This is a genomic window from Polaribacter haliotis (genome assembly GCF_014784055.1).
GTDB classification, from domain to species: Bacteria; Bacteroidota; Bacteroidia; order Flavobacteriales; family Flavobacteriaceae; genus Polaribacter; species Polaribacter haliotis.
This window is the reverse complement of record NZ_CP061813.1, coordinates 1,001,815-1,019,372: the sequence shown is the minus strand read 5'-3', so window position 1 is coordinate 1,019,372 and position 17,558 is coordinate 1,001,815. Positions and strand designations below refer to the sequence as shown.

The 17,558-nt window shown below is 29.2% G+C and carries 18 protein-coding genes; 5 read left to right on the top strand and 13 right to left on the bottom strand.

The features are described 5' to 3' along the window. Positions 1–42: 42 nt before the first annotated feature. Genes H9I45_RS04245 through H9I45_RS04230 form a run of 4 tightly spaced genes read right to left on the bottom strand, consistent with a single transcriptional unit; the run spans position 43 to position 3,141 of the window. A complete protein-coding gene (locus H9I45_RS04245; protein ID WP_088355195.1) occupies positions 43–501 on the bottom strand; it encodes a sensor of ECF-type sigma factor in 459 nt (152 codons plus the stop codon). A 3-nt stretch (positions 502–504) separates the two neighbouring features. Continuing rightward, the gene (locus tag H9I45_RS04240) at positions 505–1,053 is read right to left on the bottom strand and encodes a hypothetical protein (protein WP_088355194.1); all 549 of its coding nucleotides are present in this window, start codon (positions 1,051–1,053) and stop codon (positions 505–507) included. A gap of 32 nt (positions 1,054–1,085) precedes the next feature. Beyond that, the gene (locus H9I45_RS04235; RefSeq protein WP_088355193.1) at positions 1,086–1,634 is read right to left on the bottom strand and encodes an RNA polymerase sigma factor; all 549 of its coding nucleotides are present in this window, start codon (positions 1,632–1,634) and stop codon (positions 1,086–1,088) included. 58 nt (positions 1,635–1,692) lie between these two features. Next, a complete protein-coding gene (locus H9I45_RS04230) occupies positions 1,693–3,141 on the bottom strand; it encodes a nicotinate-nucleotide adenylyltransferase (protein WP_088355192.1) in 1,449 nt (482 codons plus the stop codon). 100 nt (positions 3,142–3,241) lie between these two features. On the opposite strand from H9I45_RS04230, the gene H9I45_RS04225 reads away from it, so the two are divergent. The 5 genes from H9I45_RS04225 (at position 3,242) to H9I45_RS04205 (ending at position 7,304) form a co-directional block, all read left to right on the top strand. Beyond that, the gene (locus tag H9I45_RS04225; protein WP_176397602.1) at positions 3,242–4,003 is read left to right on the top strand and encodes an MBL fold metallo-hydrolase; all 762 of its coding nucleotides are present in this window, start codon (positions 3,242–3,244) and stop codon (positions 4,001–4,003) included. A 110-nt stretch (positions 4,004–4,113) separates the two neighbouring features. Beyond that, complete coding sequence (locus H9I45_RS04220; RefSeq protein ID WP_088355190.1) at positions 4,114–4,467, top strand: hypothetical protein; 354 nt, start codon at positions 4,114–4,116, stop codon at positions 4,465–4,467. Further along, a complete protein-coding gene (locus H9I45_RS04215) occupies positions 4,468–5,274 on the top strand; it encodes a cell envelope biogenesis protein OmpA (protein WP_088355189.1) in 807 nt (268 codons plus the stop codon). Positions 5,275–5,288: 14 nt separating this feature from the next. After that, the gene (locus H9I45_RS04210; protein ID WP_088355188.1) at positions 5,289–5,774 is read left to right on the top strand and encodes a Rab family GTPase; all 486 of its coding nucleotides are present in this window, start codon (positions 5,289–5,291) and stop codon (positions 5,772–5,774) included. 6 nt (positions 5,775–5,780) lie between these two features. Then, the gene (locus H9I45_RS04205) at positions 5,781–7,304 is read left to right on the top strand and encodes an ATP-binding response regulator (protein WP_088355187.1); all 1,524 of its coding nucleotides are present in this window, start codon (positions 5,781–5,783) and stop codon (positions 7,302–7,304) included. Between the two features lie 45 nt (positions 7,305–7,349). Here H9I45_RS04205 and H9I45_RS04200 read toward each other — a convergent pair whose 3' ends face one another. The 9 genes from H9I45_RS04200 to H9I45_RS04160 all read right to left on the bottom strand — a co-directional run bounded on the left by H9I45_RS04200 (position 7,350) and on the right by H9I45_RS04160 (position 17,520). Then, positions 7,350–8,489 (bottom strand): serine hydrolase domain-containing protein, encoded by a 1,140-nt coding sequence (locus H9I45_RS04200; protein ID WP_088355186.1) that lies wholly within the window; start codon positions 8,487–8,489, stop codon positions 7,350–7,352. Positions 8,490–8,595: 106 nt separating this feature from the next. Further along, a complete protein-coding gene (locus H9I45_RS04195; protein WP_088355185.1) occupies positions 8,596–9,831 on the bottom strand; it encodes a DEAD/DEAH box helicase in 1,236 nt (411 codons plus the stop codon). A 174-nt stretch (positions 9,832–10,005) separates the two neighbouring features. Then, entirely contained in the window at positions 10,006–10,647 is a 642-nt protein-coding gene (locus H9I45_RS04190; RefSeq protein ID WP_088355184.1) for an alpha/beta hydrolase, read from the bottom strand. 16 nt (positions 10,648–10,663) lie between these two features. Next, positions 10,664–10,990 carry a magnetosome magnetite crystal formation protein family gene (locus H9I45_RS04185; protein ID WP_088355183.1) on the bottom strand — a complete coding sequence of 109 codons (327 nt, stop codon included), beginning with the start codon at positions 10,988–10,990 and terminating at the stop codon, positions 10,664–10,666. A 4-nt stretch (positions 10,991–10,994) separates the two neighbouring features. After that, positions 10,995–12,254, bottom strand: a complete 1,260-nt coding sequence (locus H9I45_RS04180) for a dihydroorotase (protein ID WP_088355182.1) — start codon at positions 12,252–12,254, stop codon at positions 10,995–10,997. Beyond that, positions 12,251–14,191 carry a BatA domain-containing protein gene (locus H9I45_RS04175; RefSeq protein WP_088355181.1) on the bottom strand — a complete coding sequence of 647 codons (1,941 nt, stop codon included), beginning with the start codon at positions 14,189–14,191 and terminating at the stop codon, positions 12,251–12,253. The genes H9I45_RS04180 and H9I45_RS04175 overlap by 4 nt, the downstream gene beginning before the upstream one ends. A 4-nt stretch (positions 14,192–14,195) precedes the next feature. Continuing rightward, complete coding sequence (locus tag H9I45_RS04170; protein ID WP_088355180.1) at positions 14,196–15,680, bottom strand: S10 family peptidase; 1,485 nt, start codon at positions 15,678–15,680, stop codon at positions 14,196–14,198. 68 nt (positions 15,681–15,748) lie between these two features. Then, positions 15,749–16,513 carry a TIGR02757 family protein gene (locus tag H9I45_RS04165; RefSeq protein ID WP_088355179.1) on the bottom strand — a complete coding sequence of 255 codons (765 nt, stop codon included), beginning with the start codon at positions 16,511–16,513 and terminating at the stop codon, positions 15,749–15,751. Positions 16,514–16,587: 74 nt separating this feature from the next. Next, positions 16,588–17,520 (bottom strand): peptidylprolyl isomerase, encoded by a 933-nt coding sequence (locus tag H9I45_RS04160; protein ID WP_088355178.1) that lies wholly within the window; start codon positions 17,518–17,520, stop codon positions 16,588–16,590. Positions 17,521–17,558: the final 38 nt, after the last annotated feature.

The following is a 17,558-nucleotide window of genomic DNA, read 5'->3' as shown; positions in this document are numbered from 1 at the left end:
AAAAAAGAGGCTTTAAGCCTCTTTTTTTATAGTTAAGAAAATTTATTCTTTTTTCTTTTTGTCTTTTCCATACTTTCGCATTAACTTTCTACCAAATTCTCTTTCAGAAATATGCAATTTTAATATTTTTTTGTAAGGAAGAAATTGCGATACTTTTTTAAGAAAATCTTCTTTCTCTGAAATCATTTTTTTACCAAGATCTTCATTCATTAAAACTAGTTTTTTAGCTTCAATTTCAGTTAGGCCTTCTAGATTTCCAGCATCTTTAATCTTATTTCTAATATCTACTCTCCATTGGTTTCTTAAGTTATCCATTTTTTCTTCGTGCGCATTATAAACAGGCCAAAACTTTTGAGCCTCAGTACTCGAAAGTTGTAACTCTTCTGTAAAATAAGATACTTTTAAAGCCTTAATTTTTTCTCTGCTTTCTTTTTTTTCTTGTCCAAATACTTGGAAGATTGTTAGAAACAAAAGGGTAAAAGTTAAAATATTGTTTTTCATTTTTTAATCAATTTCGTTTAAAATAGATGTATTTTCTGTAGATATAATGTAATCTTCAATAGCGTCGTCTTTAATATTAGAAAAAGCAAAATCATTTTCATTTATTATTTTGCTATTTAATACACTAGCAAAATCTTCGTTCGATAATTCGTTAAAATTATCAATCATCCAATTTTCAATGTCAGTTTCTGCAACAGAATCAAAATTTATTTCTGTTGTATTGTCTAAATTATTAAAATAAGTAAGTCCTATAAATAGTGCAATAGATGCTGCAGTTGCAACAGGAATTAGTTTTAATATTCTAGATTTTAAAGAAATTACTTTTGGTTCTTTTTTGTCTAAAATTACTGTATTTAAAATGCTATCTTCTAATTTATTAAAATAATTATCGGGTATTTTAAATGCATTTTCTTTAGATAGAGATTCTTCAAAAATAAATGAAGAAAAACGATCTTCTGCGTTCTCAAAATAATTTGAAGGAGCAGAAAAACCAGTATTTTTACCAGTAATCGATTTTAAAAAATCTTCGCTATTTTTAATGTTTTCTTTCATATATCTCTTAGACCTTAATTTTATTAAAAGGTTTAATCGGTTTTATTTTTTATATAACTTTCTATTTTTTTAACTGCATGAAAATAAGATGCTTTTAACGCTCCAACAGAAGTTTCTAAAATACGAGACATCTCTTCGTATTTAATTTCCTCGAAATATTTCATATTAAAAACCAACTGCTGTTTTTGTGGAAGTGTTGCAATAGCTTTTTGTAAAATAAGTTGTATTTCGTCACCAGAAAAGAAAACATCGCTTTCTAAAGTAGAAGCTAATTGCTCATGCATTTCAGAAATATCTACGTTTCTTTCTTTAGCTCTTTTGTTTATGAAAGTAATAGATTCGTTTGTGGCAATTCTATACATCCAAGAAAAAAGTTTACTTTCTTGGTTAAATTTATCGATATTTTTGTAAACTTTTATGAAGGTGTTTTGCAATACATCATCAGCATCGTCGTGCGAAATTACAATTTTACGTATATGCCAATACAAACGTTCTTTGTAAAGCGAAATTAATTCTCTAAACGCTTTTTCTCGCGTTTGAGAATTTTTAAGTTGTTCTACTAAAACAATTTCGTCTGTCAAGCTTGGGTTTTTTTATAGGACAATTTATATTTGAAAAGGTTTAATATAAATAGGGTATTTATTTTTTTACTCTAGAACGAGAATATCCAAATAATCTTTTTTGTTTAATTAATTCGTCAATTCCTTCTGGTAACATTTCTTCCCATCCTTTTTCTCCATCCATAATCATTTTTAAAACGGTTCTAGAGAAAATCTCCAAAATTTCTGGATCGAAATCTTTTATATCTAGCAGCTTTCCATTGTTTTTAAAGAATTTATACAATTCTTTCATTCTTGGATGCACTTTTAAATTATCGCTATTTATATATTCTCCAGAAGCTTTGTCTTTATATGGGTACATATATACTTTTAAATCTCTGTAGAAAAGTTTTCCGAAAGCTTCTAAAATTCCACCACTTAAATTTCGATAGTATTTTTCATCAAAAATTTGAATTAGGTTGTGAACACCCATTGCCAAAGCCATTCTTTCTTTTGTGAATTCACTAAAGTATTCCACTAATTTAAAATATTGTTGGAAACTGGTAATCATTACATTTTGCCCAAGAGAACACAATAATTCTGCTCTATCTAAGAAATCTCGTTCGTTAATTTTACCTTCTGCAGTTAAATTACTTAAGGTAATTTCAAAAATAACTTGTGTACGAGATTCTTCAACTTTATTTTCTTCTAAAAATAATTTTTTAGCATTTTCGTACATATCCATATTTACTTTTGTAACAGGTCTAAAACTACCTCTTAAAGCTAATATGTTTTTTTTATAAAGTACTTGTGCTGGTAATAAATTATTTCCATCTGGGCCAAACATTACTGCGTTTGTCATACCATTTTTAAGCAATTGCAAACTCATTAAACGATTGTCTACATACATAAAACGTGGGCCAGAGAAATTAATCATGTCAATTTCTAATTGGTCGCTCGTTAAATTATGATAAAAAGATTTTACCAATTCTTTTGGATTGTCGTTTAAATAAAACGCACCATATAATAGGTTTACACCTAAAATACCTAAAGTTTCTTGTTGCAAACGAGCATCTGTTTCTTTAAAACGTAAGTGTAAAATAATTTCGTTGTAGCCTTCTAAAGGATCTAGCTGAAAACGAATTCCAACCCAACCATGACCTTTAAATTTTCTTGCAAAATCAATAGTTGTTACTGTATTTGCATAACTAAAAAATAATTTATCAGGATGTTTTTCTCTACTTAATCGATCTTCAATTAAATCAATTTCATGGCGAAGCATTTTCTTTAAACGTGGCTGTGTAACATAACGCTTATCTTCTTCCATTCCATAAATGGCATCAGAAAAATCTTTGTCGTAAGCACTCATTGCTTTTGCAATAGTTCCACTTGCTGCACCAGATCTAAAGAAATTACGAGCAGTTTCTTGCCCAGCTCCAATTTCTGCAAACGTTCCATAAATATCGCTATTTAAGTTTATTCTTAGTGCCTTGCTTTTTGTAGTTGGAACACTACTTATTTCCTGATCTCCTTTTAAAGAAATTGCCATAAATTTATTTTTAATTTCGTGTTAACAAATGTAGTGAATTAGTGTGTTATCAGTCAATTTTTATCTTATTTTTGTTCAAATGGAAAGTATTAAAAAGCAAATAAAGGTTACTTTTTTAGGCACAGGAACTTCACAAGGTATTCCAATGATTGCCAGTAAAGATCCAGTTTGTTTGTCTAACAATCTTAAAGATAAACGTTTACGTTCTTCCATATTAATTTCTTGGGACGATGTTTCTTACGTAATTGATTGTGGACCTGATTTTCGCCAACAAATGTTACGTGAAAATATACAATGCATCAAAGGTGTTTTATTTACTCACGAACATGCAGATCATACAGCTGGGTTAGACGATTTACGTCCTTTTTGTTATCAAATAGGAGAGATGCCTATTTATTTGAATCAACTAACTTTAGATAGCTTAGAACAACGTTTTCAATATATTTTTTCGATAGAAAACAGGTATCCAGGAGCACCAAGTGTTTCGCCTTTTATTGTGGATAAAAAATTTTTTATTTTGAATAATTTAGAAGTGCAACCCATTCAAATTTTACATGGAAAATTACCCATTTTAGGATATCGTTTTCAGCAATTAGCCTATTTAACAGATGTAAAATACATTTCAGAAACCGAAAAAGAAAAGCTTAAAAATTTAGATGTTTTAATTGTAAATGCATTAAGGCTTGAAGCACATCCAACCCATTTTAATTTAGAAGAAGCTTTGGAATTGGTAGAAGAATTACAGCCAAAAAGAACTTATTTTACACATATTAGTCATAAATTAGGTTTCCATAACGAAGTTTCTAAAAAATTACCAAAAAACGTATTTCTGGCTTTCGATGGCTTAAAAATTGAAACTTAGATTTATAGTAATTATATTTTAATGTATATTTGTTTTTACAGCTTTTGTAATTTAATTACAGGCTGTAAAATGTTCCCCAACATTCCAATAAATAATTCAACTAAAAATACATGGAAAAAAAGTCAGAAAAAAGCAAAGCTCCAGAGACAGTGCAAGAAGTAGATAGTAGAATTGCAGCTGTAAGAGATCTTATTTTTGGAGAAAATATTCAGCAATACAATACAGAATTTGCAGATGTTTACGATAGAAGTAAAGCTTTACAAAACCAAACACAAAAAAACTTAGGAGATTCTGTAACCGATTTAGAAAATAAATTAGCAGATTTAGAAAGTTTAATGGAGCACAAGTTCCAAGATTTAAATGACGATTTAGACAAAAGATTGGCAGATTTAGACGATGAAAAAGCAGATAGAAGAAAGTTAGGAAAAGCCTTAGAGAAAATTGCACAAATGTTGCAAGAATAGATGAAAGAAACAACTGCAGATAACAAAAAAGACAATCGTTTTGAGTTACTCAGAGAGCTTTTATTAGAAGATGATAGAGAAAAATTTGAAACTCTTAGTAAAGAGATAATTCAAAAAGAAAAATTCTCTAAACGTGTAGAACCTTTAGTTGATGAAAAAATTGAAGATCTTCGTGAGAATTTCCCAAAATATTTTGGAGGAACGATTACAGAAACCATAAAAGTTCAAATAAGAGATTCGCAAGACGAAGTTGTAGAAGCCTTGTACCCAATTATGGGTAAATTGGTTAAGAAGGCTATTGTGAGTGAAATCACGAAATTATCTGACAGTATTAATAGAACTATTAAAGAAAAATTTTCTGTACAACAAGTAATAGCCCGTTTTTTTAAAGGAAAAAATTACGATGCAGGCGTAGTTTTAGAACAGGTATTTGAACCTTTCATAGAAGAGGTTTTTGTTATAGAAAAAGATTCTGGACTTTTAGCAGGAAGTTATACAAGAGGAAATGTCGCAGATAAAGATATGATTTCTGGCATGTTAACAGCCATTAAAGCTTTTGCTGAAGATGCTTTTTCTAAAGAAGACCAAAATTTAGAAGATATTAAATTCGATAATTTTCAATTGACTATAAAAAACTTTAAATCCATTTACATTGCCATTGCAACTTCTGGTGTGGCAAATGCAGAGTTTAAAGATAAAATAGCAGATAAAGTAAATAATTTGGCAGAAGTTATCCTTAGAAATCGAGAATATTTATCGGACGAAGTAAAACTAAATGTTTTAATAGACAGGCATTTAATAGACTAATTTAACTTTTAAGAATGATTGCGAAAAAAGTGTTATTAGTTGGTAATTTTGGAGTTGGAAAAACTTCCTTAATCCGAAGATTTGTACTCAATCAATTTTCGGAAGACTATATAAGTACTATTGGTGTTCGTGTAAGTTCTAAAGTTGTGGCCTACGAAAACCAAGAAATAAAATTACTAATTTGGGATGTAGCAGGAACTAGTGGAGATGAGAAAATACCCAAAGCTTATTTTTTAGGCGCAAGCGCTGCCATGTTTGTTTTCGATGTAAGTAGAGAAGAAACATACTCGTCCATAGATAAACATTTGGCGAGTATTAAAGAACTTTCTGGTTTGCAAAATATTACCATTGTTGGTAACAAAAAAGACTTGCTTTCTAAAGAAGAATTAGAAACAGTTATAGATACGGTTTCTGTGAAAATTGACTTGATTACCAGTGCAAAAGAAGACGATAATGTAGAAGACGCATTTTTACAATTAACCTCGCAAACCCTAAAATAATAGCATTTGATACCTGCAAAAATAGAAGATGTTTTCCTACAATTAACTACCAGTTTTTCTGGAGTTATTAAAAACATAGTTGCTGGTAAATTTGCAAATACTACTTTTCAACTTCAAGATTCAATTTACATAAATTGCCCTTTTTTAGAAGGAACATTGGAGGCTTTAACAATTTCTGAACCTTTTACTTTAGAAGGAATGGTTATTATTTCTGATGCTAAAGAATACAATGTAGATATTGAATTGTTTAAGTATACTGATGAAATTTCGGTGCTTATTCACAATAGAACCAATGTTTATAAAATAGTAGATCAGTTAAACCAAAATAGAAACGATATTTTCTTTATCAAAAGAGAATTGGCAGAGAAGAATGAAGAATTAAAAAAATTACGAGAAATTGCCGATAAAGCAAATGAAGAAAAGTCTCGTTTTTTAGCAATGATGAGCCACGAAATTCGAAATCCGTTAAATGTAATTTTGGGGTATTCTGAAATGATTTCCGAAGAAGAAATTAACGAAAATGTTCGTAAATATTCTAAATTATTATCCATATCAGGAAATAATTTAAAAGTGATTGTAAACGATATTTTAGATTTATCGAGAATTGAAGCAGGAAAGTTAGAATTGGTAAATACGCCAATAAATATTAAAGAAATAGCAGAAAATTGCGTTGAAAATTATTCTTATCAAAATAAAAATGAAGCAGTAGAGTTATTTTTTAATGCCGAAAATAATATTCCAGATTTAGTTTTAGGTGATCACGTAAGAATCAACCAAATATTATCGAACTTATTATCGAACGCTATAAAATTCACTCAAAAAGGAAAAATATCTGTTGATGTAAAAAAGGTTTCAGAAGATGAGAATGCTGTGAAAATTGCCTTTTTAGTTTCGGATTCTGGAAGAGGAATGACCAACTTGCAAGCCTCTAAAATTTTTGATGAATACCAACAAAACAAAAAAAGCGACAACAGAGTTTTTGGTGGAGCAGGATTGGGTTTATCTATTGTAAAGCATCTCTTAAATGCTATGAATGGTAAAATTACTGTTGAAAGCAAATTGAATATAGGAACCGTTTTTATTACAGAAATTCCTTTTTCGAAAGTAAAAACTTCAGAAATTAAAGAACTTAAAGTTGAGGAAAAATCAACAAATAAAACGTTAGAAGGAAAAAGAATTTTAGTTGCAGACGATGATGCTTTAAACCAGACGATTGTTGCACATATTCTTAAAAAAGAGAAAGTAGTGTTAACACAAGTTAAAGATGGTTTAGAAGCTTTAAATGTCTTGAAAAAAAGTATTTTCGACTTAGTTTTATTAGATATTCATATGCCAAATATTACTGGTGAACAATTGGTACAACAGAAAAACGATTTCCATAAATCGAATAAAGAAATTCCATTTTTATCTTTAACTGCAAATACCACCATAGAAGATATTGAACGATATAAAAAAATTGGTTTTGTAGATGTTATTTCTAAACCTTACACTGCAGTTGAGTTTGTGGAGAAGGTTTTGTTGAATGTTTAGTGATTAACAGCTTCGTAAATGAGTCTATAACAGTAGTTTTAGTTATTAATTAATTTGTAGTTTTTTATTTTTTAGCATTATTTTTAATATTGGATGTAAAATTTCTTGTCTAAAATCTTCATCATAATCACAATTTGCTAAAAGTACCAATCCAATTTTTTCTTTTGGAACCATTATTAAATAACTTTTATAGCCTTTGTCTCCTCCAAAATGACCAATTGTTTGTTTATTAAATAAATTATTTAATTGAAAACCTAAACCAATATAAGGGTATGAACTGAAACTTGGTTCTAGCATTTGCTGAAAACTATTTTTTAAATTCAGACTATCTATCGGTTTTAAAAATGAAATCATCCATTTACTCAAGTCATTTGATGATGAGTTTAATGTACTACTTGGCGCTTGTTCTCTTGTATAAGGATACGTTTTGCTTTTATAAATTCTTTTTGTAATAAATCTTTTAGAATGTGGTGATGTTTTTAATGAATCAGCTATTTTAAAATATCTGAAATCACTACTTGACATTTGACTAGGGATTAGAATATTTTCTTTAATAAATTCGTCAAAGTTTGTTTCTGATAACTTTTCGATAACGTAACCCAAAATATTATACCCTAAATTACTGTAGTTGTATTCTTTATGTGGCTCAGATCGTAATTTTAAATTAAGTCCTAAAATATAATCACTCAAACTATTATCAGATTTATTATTGTTTTTCCAATGATAGTTATTCACGTCTGTCAAACCAGAAGTATGGTTAAGCAGAGATTTTATAGTTATATTTTTTACTCTTTCATCTTTATATTTTAATTCTGGAATAATTTCTACCAGCTTATTGTTAAGACTTATCTTGTTTTTCTGAACGAGTATTATTATTGCTTGAGCTGTAAATAATTTGCTAATAGATGCTGTATGAAAATTTGAATTACTATTAACTATGTGTTTGGTGTTTATATTTTTTATTCCATAACCTTTAGTATATACTATCGAATCATTTACTATAATGCCAATAGAAAGACCAGGAATGTTATAAGTATTCATTTTGTTAGCAACAATAGAATCTACTTTCCTATTAAATGAATTTAACGATTTATCAATTTCTATATTCTGTTTAAATTTTTGACTTGTACAAGATTTTATGGTCAAAAAAAATAAAACTATAATTATTGGTAAATATTTTTTCATAAATTAATGCTAACATAAAACAATTTTAATGTCGTTTTAATGAATTATAATATAGCTAAGTTATATTTTTAAAACTGTTAGAAATAAATCAAATTACATAAAGAACTTAATACCAACGTTTTTTCTTCTTTTTAGAAGCTTCAGATTTTCTGCCTTTTTTATTTTTGCTAATGGTATTAGGTTGTTTTTTGGTATGTTTTGGCTTATTAATTACATAAGGATGTTCTGTAATTATTTTAATAGGCTTTTCAATTAAAGTTTCAATTAACTTAATATATCCATTTTCGTCTGGAGAACAGAAAGAAAATGCAATTCCAGATTTTCCTGCTCTACCAGTTCTACCAATTCTGTGAATATAGGTTTCTGGAACATTAGGAATATCAAAATTAATAATGGCATCTACATTTGTAATGTCAATTCCACGTGCAGCAACATCTGTCGCAATTAAAATATGGGCTTTTTTATCTTTGAAATCTTCAATGGCTTTGTTTCTAATTGCTTGCGTTTTATCCCCATGAATACTTGCAGCTTTATAACCGTTTTTAAGTAAAGTTTGCTCTAATTTATCAACTCCATTTTTTGTGCGTCTAAATATTATGATTCTTCCATTTATGGTAGTTCTTAATAAAAGCAAACACAAATCTGTCTTGTTCTTTTTAGGAAGATAATACAAAAGCTGGCCAATATTTTTGGCAGTTGTTTCCTCTGGATTTATTTCAACTTTTACTGGGTTTTTAAGAACTTTATTGGCTAATTGTGTTATTGAATCTGGAATTGTAGCAGAGAAAAGTAACGTTTGTTTGTTTCTTGGACATAAAGCTTCTATTTTCTTGATGTCTTTAATGAAACCCATGTCTAACATTAAATCGGCTTCATCTAAAACGAAAATTTCAATAGCACTTAAATCAATATTTCCTTGCATTTGCAAGTCAATTAACCTTCCAGGCGTTGCAATTAAAATATCTACACCTTCCCCTAAAATCTCTTTTTGAGGTTCTAAAGAAACACCTCCATAAACTGCAGTAGTTTTAAGATCTGTATATTTACTAAAACTATTAAAATTCTCGAAAATCTGAATCGCCAATTCTCGAGTTGGAGTAACAATTAAAGATTTTATTTTCTTCTTCTTTTTATCATCTTTTTCATTATTCAACAATAAATGAATAATTGGCAACGCAAAAGCCGCAGTTTTTCCTGTTCCTGTATTTGCAGAAACAATAACATTCTTTTTGTTTAAAACTAAAGGAATGGTTTGTTGTTGTACTAAAGTTGGTGTTTGAAAACGCTCTTCAGCAACTGCTTTTAAGATGGATTTATCAAGTGGAATTTCAGAAAACTGCATGTAAAATATTTTTATGCAAAGATAGTTTAAAAGAAAGTAGGAGTTAAGCTGAAAATTAACTTAGAAAATAAGTTTTTTTGGTTAGTTTAACTATCTTTAAAACTGAAGAGAAGTCTAATGAATGTTTAATCGATTATTAAAAAATAATTGTAAATATTGTCAAAAATCAAAAACCTATAATTGTTTCTCAACCCAACTCTTAAAACTATAAAAGTTTTGTGGAGCAACTCCATGACCAACATTATATTCCGAATATACATTTTCAACACCTAATTTATCTAAAAAAGGTTTGGTGTTTCTTGCCCAATCTACTGGTAAAACTTGGTCTACAGAACCATGAGAACTGTAATATTCCGTTTTTAAATTGGTTGGCATATTTTGGGGTAATAATTTTGTATTTACGTAACCACTTAAAGCAATTACATAATTTACCTTGTTTGGGTAGAAAAAGCTTAAAGAATAGCTTAAAATAGCGCCTTGACTAAAACCTAAAAGAAACGTTTTATTAGGATTCGTGTTGTACTTTGTTTTTATTTCATCAATAAAAATAGCAATTTTATCGATAGATTCTTTTGCCTCTTTTAAATCCGAGAATTTTCCATTCACATCATCAAAATTAATAGTGTACCAAGCATAGCCTCCAAATCCCATAGAAAGTGGTGCTTGAGCGCTTATAATTAATAAATCTTCTGGTAATTCTTCTGCAAAAGAAAATAAATCTTGTTCGTTACTTCCATAGCCATGTAGTAGAATTAACAAAGGCGGGTTTTCAGATGCTTTTTTAGGTTCTCTTACTAAATAATGTAAATCGCTCATTCTAAATAAAATCTATTTATATATTTTTAAACCATTCTTGAAAATGATCACCCAAAACAGGAACTTTTTTTTCTTCGTCTTGAATAACACCAATTAAAGCAATAACCCACAAGACAAAAATAAAAATTCCTACAGCCCAACCTGCAGTTCTACCCATATATGCGTAAATTATCCATTGATTAATCAAATATAAAATACCAATTCCTAAAGCTTGACGAATATGAAAACTGGCAAAATAATTCTTTTTATCTTTATTTAATATATAAGCGATTAATGTTCCAATAATAGTAATGTAACTTATAATTGCAATTACTTTTCCGTCTTTTGCAGTTGTATTTTCCATATTTTTAAGAATTTAAAATCAATTGATTGTTTGCGAAAACTCCATAAACTTTTCCAATTAGTTTTTTATTAATAAAAGGGCTGTTTTTAGAAGTCGATAAAATATATCCTTTCGTGAATGTGTATTTTTCATCCGGATTAAAAAGAGAAATATCTGCTGTTTTTCCTTCGGAGATTGAAGTAGTTTCTATACCAAAAATTCTTCTTGGATTTGAAGTGATTTTTTCAATAAATTTTTCCAATTCTAAAACTGAATTAACAGCTCCAAATGCTGTTTCTAAACCTATTACTCCGTCTTTTGCTTCGCTAAACTCCACTTTTTTATGTTCGATATCCATAGGATTATGATCAGAAGTAATTATGTCGATTACGCCAGAATTCACACCTTTCTGCAATGCTTTTGTATCGGAATTTGTTCTTAAAGGCGGGTTTGTTTTAAAATTACTATCAAATTCATGCAACTCATTATCTGTTAAAACCAAATGATGAGAAGTAACACTACAAGTAACTTGCAAACCTTTCTTTTTTGCGTCCTTGATTAATTCTACTGACTTTGCTGAAGAAATTGTTGGTATGTGTAATTTTCCTCCAGTATATTCTAATAAAAATAAATCTCTGGCAATTTGAATGTGTTCTGCTAAAGCAGGACTTCCTTTTAAGCCTAATTTGGTGCTATTAATACCTTCGTGTGCGATTCCTGCACCAGCAATTGCATTATTTTTTGGGAAACTAAGAATTAAACCATCAAAATTCTGAGCGTATAAAAGTGAAACTTTCATTAAATTATCGTTCTCAATTGGTTTTTTGTAATCTCCAAAAGCAATCGCTCCAGATTGTTGCATATCGTATAATTCTGCCATTTCAATTCCTTTGCTACCTTGTGTTAAAGAAGGAATTGGGTATAATTTTGTGGCAAATCCGTTTGCTTTGTTTATTAAAAATTCTACTGCAGATTTATTGTCTATTACAGGATTGGAATTTGCATTCACAGCAACTGCAGTAAAACCACTTTTTGCAGCAACTTGCAATCCTTTTTTAATTGTTTCTCTTTCTTCGTAACCCGGTTCTCCAAAAGAAACACTTGTATCGAACCAACCACAAGAAACATGTAAGTTTTCTTTTTTTACAAGTTGATACTCTTTTTTGTTTGGAATGGAATTAGCTATTTTTTTAATAATTCCATCACTAATTAAAATATCTTTAGTTTGTTGATGAAATGGGCTAGAGGCATCTATAATTTTAGCCGATTTTAGAAGCGTAATCATGGTTTATAGAATTTTAAAATCAAAATTTCTAATAACAAAGATACAATTGCCAACGCTAAAAACCATTTCCAAAGCCATTGAACTTCATTTTTTTTGTTCAAAGCATCAAAAGTTGCTGGAATAGAAGAAGATATCTCTATGTTTTTATTGTTTTCTGCAAGTGTATTTAAGTCTAAATATTGTAAAGAACTTTCTTCTTTAGGGAAATTAAAAGCAATGTTTTGTAAGGTGTCTTTTTGTTTTAAGATTGCATGAATTCCAGCTTCTAAAGGTTGCTCTTTCGTTGTTATTACTACATTATTCTGAAAAGTCTGTTGTAATGGAATAAACGAATTTTGGTTGTTTGCAATCGTTAAAATTTCGTCTTTTCCTAATTGGGTTTCAATTCCTATTTTATTTTCTGTATCAACTCTGTAAGATAATTGTGGGAATTGAAAACTTAATTGTCCGAAATTATAAAATACAGGTACAATTAAAGGTGAATTTAAAAAGTTACTATTCGTTTTTGCTAATGAACTAGAAACATAATAAATGTTATTTTTTAATTCGCTTATAAAAGGAGTATTATTTTCGAACGAAATAATAGTATTGTTATTTTTTGAAGAAATAGGGTAGAGGCTATAAACAGATGGATATTGAAAATTATTTACCTTTTTAGAAAAAACATTTTTAAACAAAGGGTGGTTGTAATTTATAGAAGTAATTTTTAAAGTATCGATTATTTTATTTTGAAATTGCCCAATCTGCATTTTATTAAAAAATGAATTGTAAGAATTTACCTCCGATTTTTCATTTGGAATAATTACCAAACTTCCTCCGTTTTTAGAAAAATCAAATAGACTTTGTGCTAAAATTTCCGGAATATTTTCTAAACTATTTAAGATGATTAATTGCTGTTTTGGGATGGCATTATAATTTACATTTTGGATGGTAGAGTTCGAGAAATTAAACTCATCTTCTGTATAAATTTTAGACAAGAAATCTGCTTCATTTCCAATCGCCAGAACACTCGCTTTTTTACGTTTATTTATACTGAAAAAATACGTGTTATCAAATTGAAAAGTATCGCTAAAAATTAATTGTATTTTTCCTAAAAATGTATCTTGATTCTGTATCGTAAACTGAATCGTCTTCGAAGCATCTTTATCAATTGAAAAAGATTGCTTGCTTACTAAATTCTCGTTATTGAAAATGGAAATAGGAGTGTTGTTTTTTTCTTCTCCTTGATTTTTTATAATTGCATTTACTGTAAAATTGGTTGTGTTTGCATTGCCAACAAAAACACTATCAATAGAAAGGTTGCTTTTTAGTGAAGATTCTAATTTTATAGCCGAAAAAGAGGGTGTTACATTTGTAAACTTATTTTTATAAGTATCTTGAAAATCAGAAATTAAAATGTTTTTATGTAAAGTGTTGGTGTTACTTTTGTTTTGCTGGTCTATTTTTAGAAAAACTGTCGATAAATCTATTTTTTTTGATGTGTTTTCTACTTTTAGTAATAAATTTTTCAATTCATTTTTAGAAATGTCTTTATAGAAATTGGTATTTGTCTGCAACGAATATACATCTTTTTCGTTAGAACTCTCTATAATTTCTTGTGAAGCAATTTTTAATAAATTTCCTTTTTCTCCTTTTGTGTTTGTACTTAAAGAATTATCTAAATAAATAAAAGTGTGTTGTTTTTTATCTATATTTTTATCACTAAAATAAGGTTGAGAAAAAGCTAAAAGTATCGCAGAAAATAATAATAGTCTAGTTGCTAAAATTAACCATTTTTTTATACGAGAACTCTTACGTGTTTGTTGTTGTAGTTTTTGTAAAAAAGCAACATTGGTAAAAGGGATCTTTACAAACTTTTGCAGTTGAAAAAGATGTACTAAAATCGGGATAATTAGTAGTGCAAAAAAGTATAAAATTTCAGGGTTTTTAAATTGCATTTATTTAATATTTTGCAGATTTTCCATTAGACAAACTATTACTAATAAAATCTCTTAAATCGTCATTTGCTTTTTGTAAATCTTCGCTTCTTAAATACATCATATGTCCACTTCTGTATCCTTTAAAAAAGAAACGATCTTTCATTTTTCCACTAGGATCTGTTTTCCACATGGTATATTTTGCGCTAAAATAAGTGGTTGCACCATCATAATAACCAGATTGTATTAAAACTTTTAAATACGGATTTTGTGCCATCGCTTTTCGCAAACCTTCTCTAACATTATTGTTTCTATTATCCCAAGGAGAAACAGGGCCAAAAACATTGTATTTAATATCTGTTTTAAAATTTAATTCTTCTCGAATGTAATAATTAATAGCGGGTGTAAAAGAATGTAGCCAAGAAGTAAGTTCCGAGTTAAAATCTGGTTTAATTCCACTTTCACGCCTATCTAAGCCTAAATATCTAGAATCTAATCGTCCAATGGTTTGTCCTGTTTTGTTTCTTAATAAATCTTTCCAAAAAAAACTTGGAGATACTTCTAAATTGTTTTGTAATATTACTTTTTCACTTAAACCAGAATATTTAGAAAACTCTTTTGCGATGCTGTTTTTTTCATTTTTGGAAATAAAACCACCTTTTGCGAGGGCAGGAAGCAAAGAATTAATCGCAAAATTTTCTGATTCTGGCAGTATTTCTAATAAATCTTTTTGCTGTAGTTCTGGTGGTAACATTTTATGATACCAAGCAGCGGCTGTAAAATAAGGTAAGTTTAGTGCATAATCAACAGAGCTTTGTGTTCTTAACACCTTGTAATCTGCTGGAGAAACCATTATAACACCATTCAAATACATCCATTGTTTGTTTTGTAATTCGTCTGCTAAACCCATTACACGAGTTCCTCCATAGCTTTCTCCAATGATATATTTTGGAGATTCCCAACGATTATTTCTTGTTATAAATGTATTTAACCAACCTGCTAAATATGTAACATCTGCATTTATTCCAAAAAATAAAGATTTGTCTAATTTTTTATCTTTTGCAACAACTGGTCTGGAATATCCAGTGTTTACTGGATTTACATACACAATATCTGCAACATCTAAAATAGAATTTGGGTTGTCTTTAACTCCATAAGGTTGTACTGGAAAACCTTCATTGTCTATATTTAAAACTTTTGGGCCAGTGTATGCAATGTGCATCCAAACAGAAGCAGAGCCAGGTCCACCATTAAAAGACATTACAATGGGTCTTTTCGCTGTGTTTTTTATGTCTGTTCTTTTGTAATATGTATAATAAAGAGAGGCAATTATTTCTCCATTATCGTTCCAAACTGGTTGCATTCCAGTGGTTGCTTTATATGGAATCGTTTTTCCTTTAATTACAACAGAATTGGTAGTTACAACCATAGTATCTAGAGGGATTCTAGAATCTTGTGCCCAGAAAGATAGGCTTATAAAAAGAATGACAATTGTAAGTGCTTTTTTCATAATCTAGAAATTTGGAAAGTCTAATTTATTACAAAAAAAGGAATTTGAAAACAGTTGTTAACTTCTAATTAAAACTTTTCGAAAACTCCCAATCCAAAAAGGGCAAAATCATATTTTACAGGATCTTTAGCGTCTAATTTTCTTAAGTTTTTATCTAATTCTGCAACTGCTTTCCAATCGTTTTGTTTTCTTGGAAGTAATTTTAACTTTCGAGCTACGTTTCCAGAATGTACGTCTAAAGGGCAAGATAAACTTGCAGAATTGTGGGTTTTCCAAATTCCGAAATCTACACCTGCTTTATCATTTCTAACCATCCATCGTAAAAACATGTTAATTCGTTTTGCTGCAGAATTTTTAAGAGGATCTGAAATGTGTTTTTGAGTTCTTTGTTGATGTTCAACTTCAAAAAAAAGTTGTTTAAAATTATGAATAGCAGTTTGGTAAGTTTTCGAATTGTCTTTTATAGAAAGTACTTCTTCTAAGCCACCATAATTTGAATAAATATGTTTTAATGATATTATAAATTGCTTAAAATCTATATAATTAAAAGTTCTGTGCACAAAATCATTCAAATTTTCTAAATCCTTTTTTTGATGATTGATGATAAAATCGTGAGGAGAATTGTCTAATAATTCCATCATTTTAGAAGCATTTCTAATAATCATGGTTCTATTTCCCCAAGAAATAATTGCGGTTAAAAAACCAGCAATTTCAATGTCTTCTTTTAAAGAAAAACGATGTGGAATTTGAATTGGGTCTGATTCAATAAACTTAGGATTGTTATATAAAATAACTTTTTCGTCTAAAAATTCTTTTAATTCCGATTTTTTCATCTTTAATTTTTTAAGAATAAAAAAACCTCATAATTTATGGAAACTATGAGGTTGTTTTACAATTTGAAGTTATTTTACTTTACGTCCATTAATTCAACATCAAAAATAAGTGTTGCGTCTGGTGGAATTACTCCTCCAGCTCCAGCAGAACCGTAAGCCAAATGAGATGGAATTACAAAACGAGCTTTGTCTCCCACTTGTAATAACTGAATTCCTTCGTCCCAACCAGAAATTACTTGACCAACACCAACATTAAAATCGATTGGTTGTTTTCTCTTATATGAAGAATCGAAAACAGTTCCGTCTAATAATTGACCTTTATAATGTACAGAAACTCCAGCGCCTTTGGTTGCTTGTTTTCCTGTTCCTTTTTGTAAAATTTGGTAACGCAATCCGCTTTTAGTTTCATCGTAACCAGCAGCCACAGAATCTAACAATTCTTTTTGTTTTGCTTTTGCTTCTGCCTCTCTTTTTTCTCTTGAACCTTCAAAAGTTCTAAAAGCTTCTACAGCATTAAATGCTTCTGCATCTGCACCAACTCTAATGATTTCTACTGCAGATAATTCATCTCCTTGTGCAACTGCATCTACAACATCTTGGCCTTCAATAACAGAACCAAAAACAGTATGTTTGTTATCTAACCATGGAGTAGGAACGTGGGTAATGTAAAACTGAGAACCATTTGTTGCAGGTCCAGAATTTGCCATTGCTAATTTTCCTGGAGCATCGTGTTTTAAATCTGGATGAAATTCATCATCGAATTTATAACCTGGATTTCCTGTTCCAGTTCCTTGTGGGCAACCACCTTGAATCATGAAATCTGGAATTACTCTATGGAATTTTAATCCATTATAGTAAGGAGTTCCTTGATCTTTTACTTCATTTTCTAAATTCCCTTCACTTAAAGCAACAAAGTTACCAACTGTTCCCGGAGTTTTTTCGTGTTCTAATTGTACTAAAATATCACCTTTTGATGTAGTGAATTTTGCGTAAATTCCGTTATTCATAATACTTAATTTTAATCGTTTTTGTTTTCTCGAGCGCA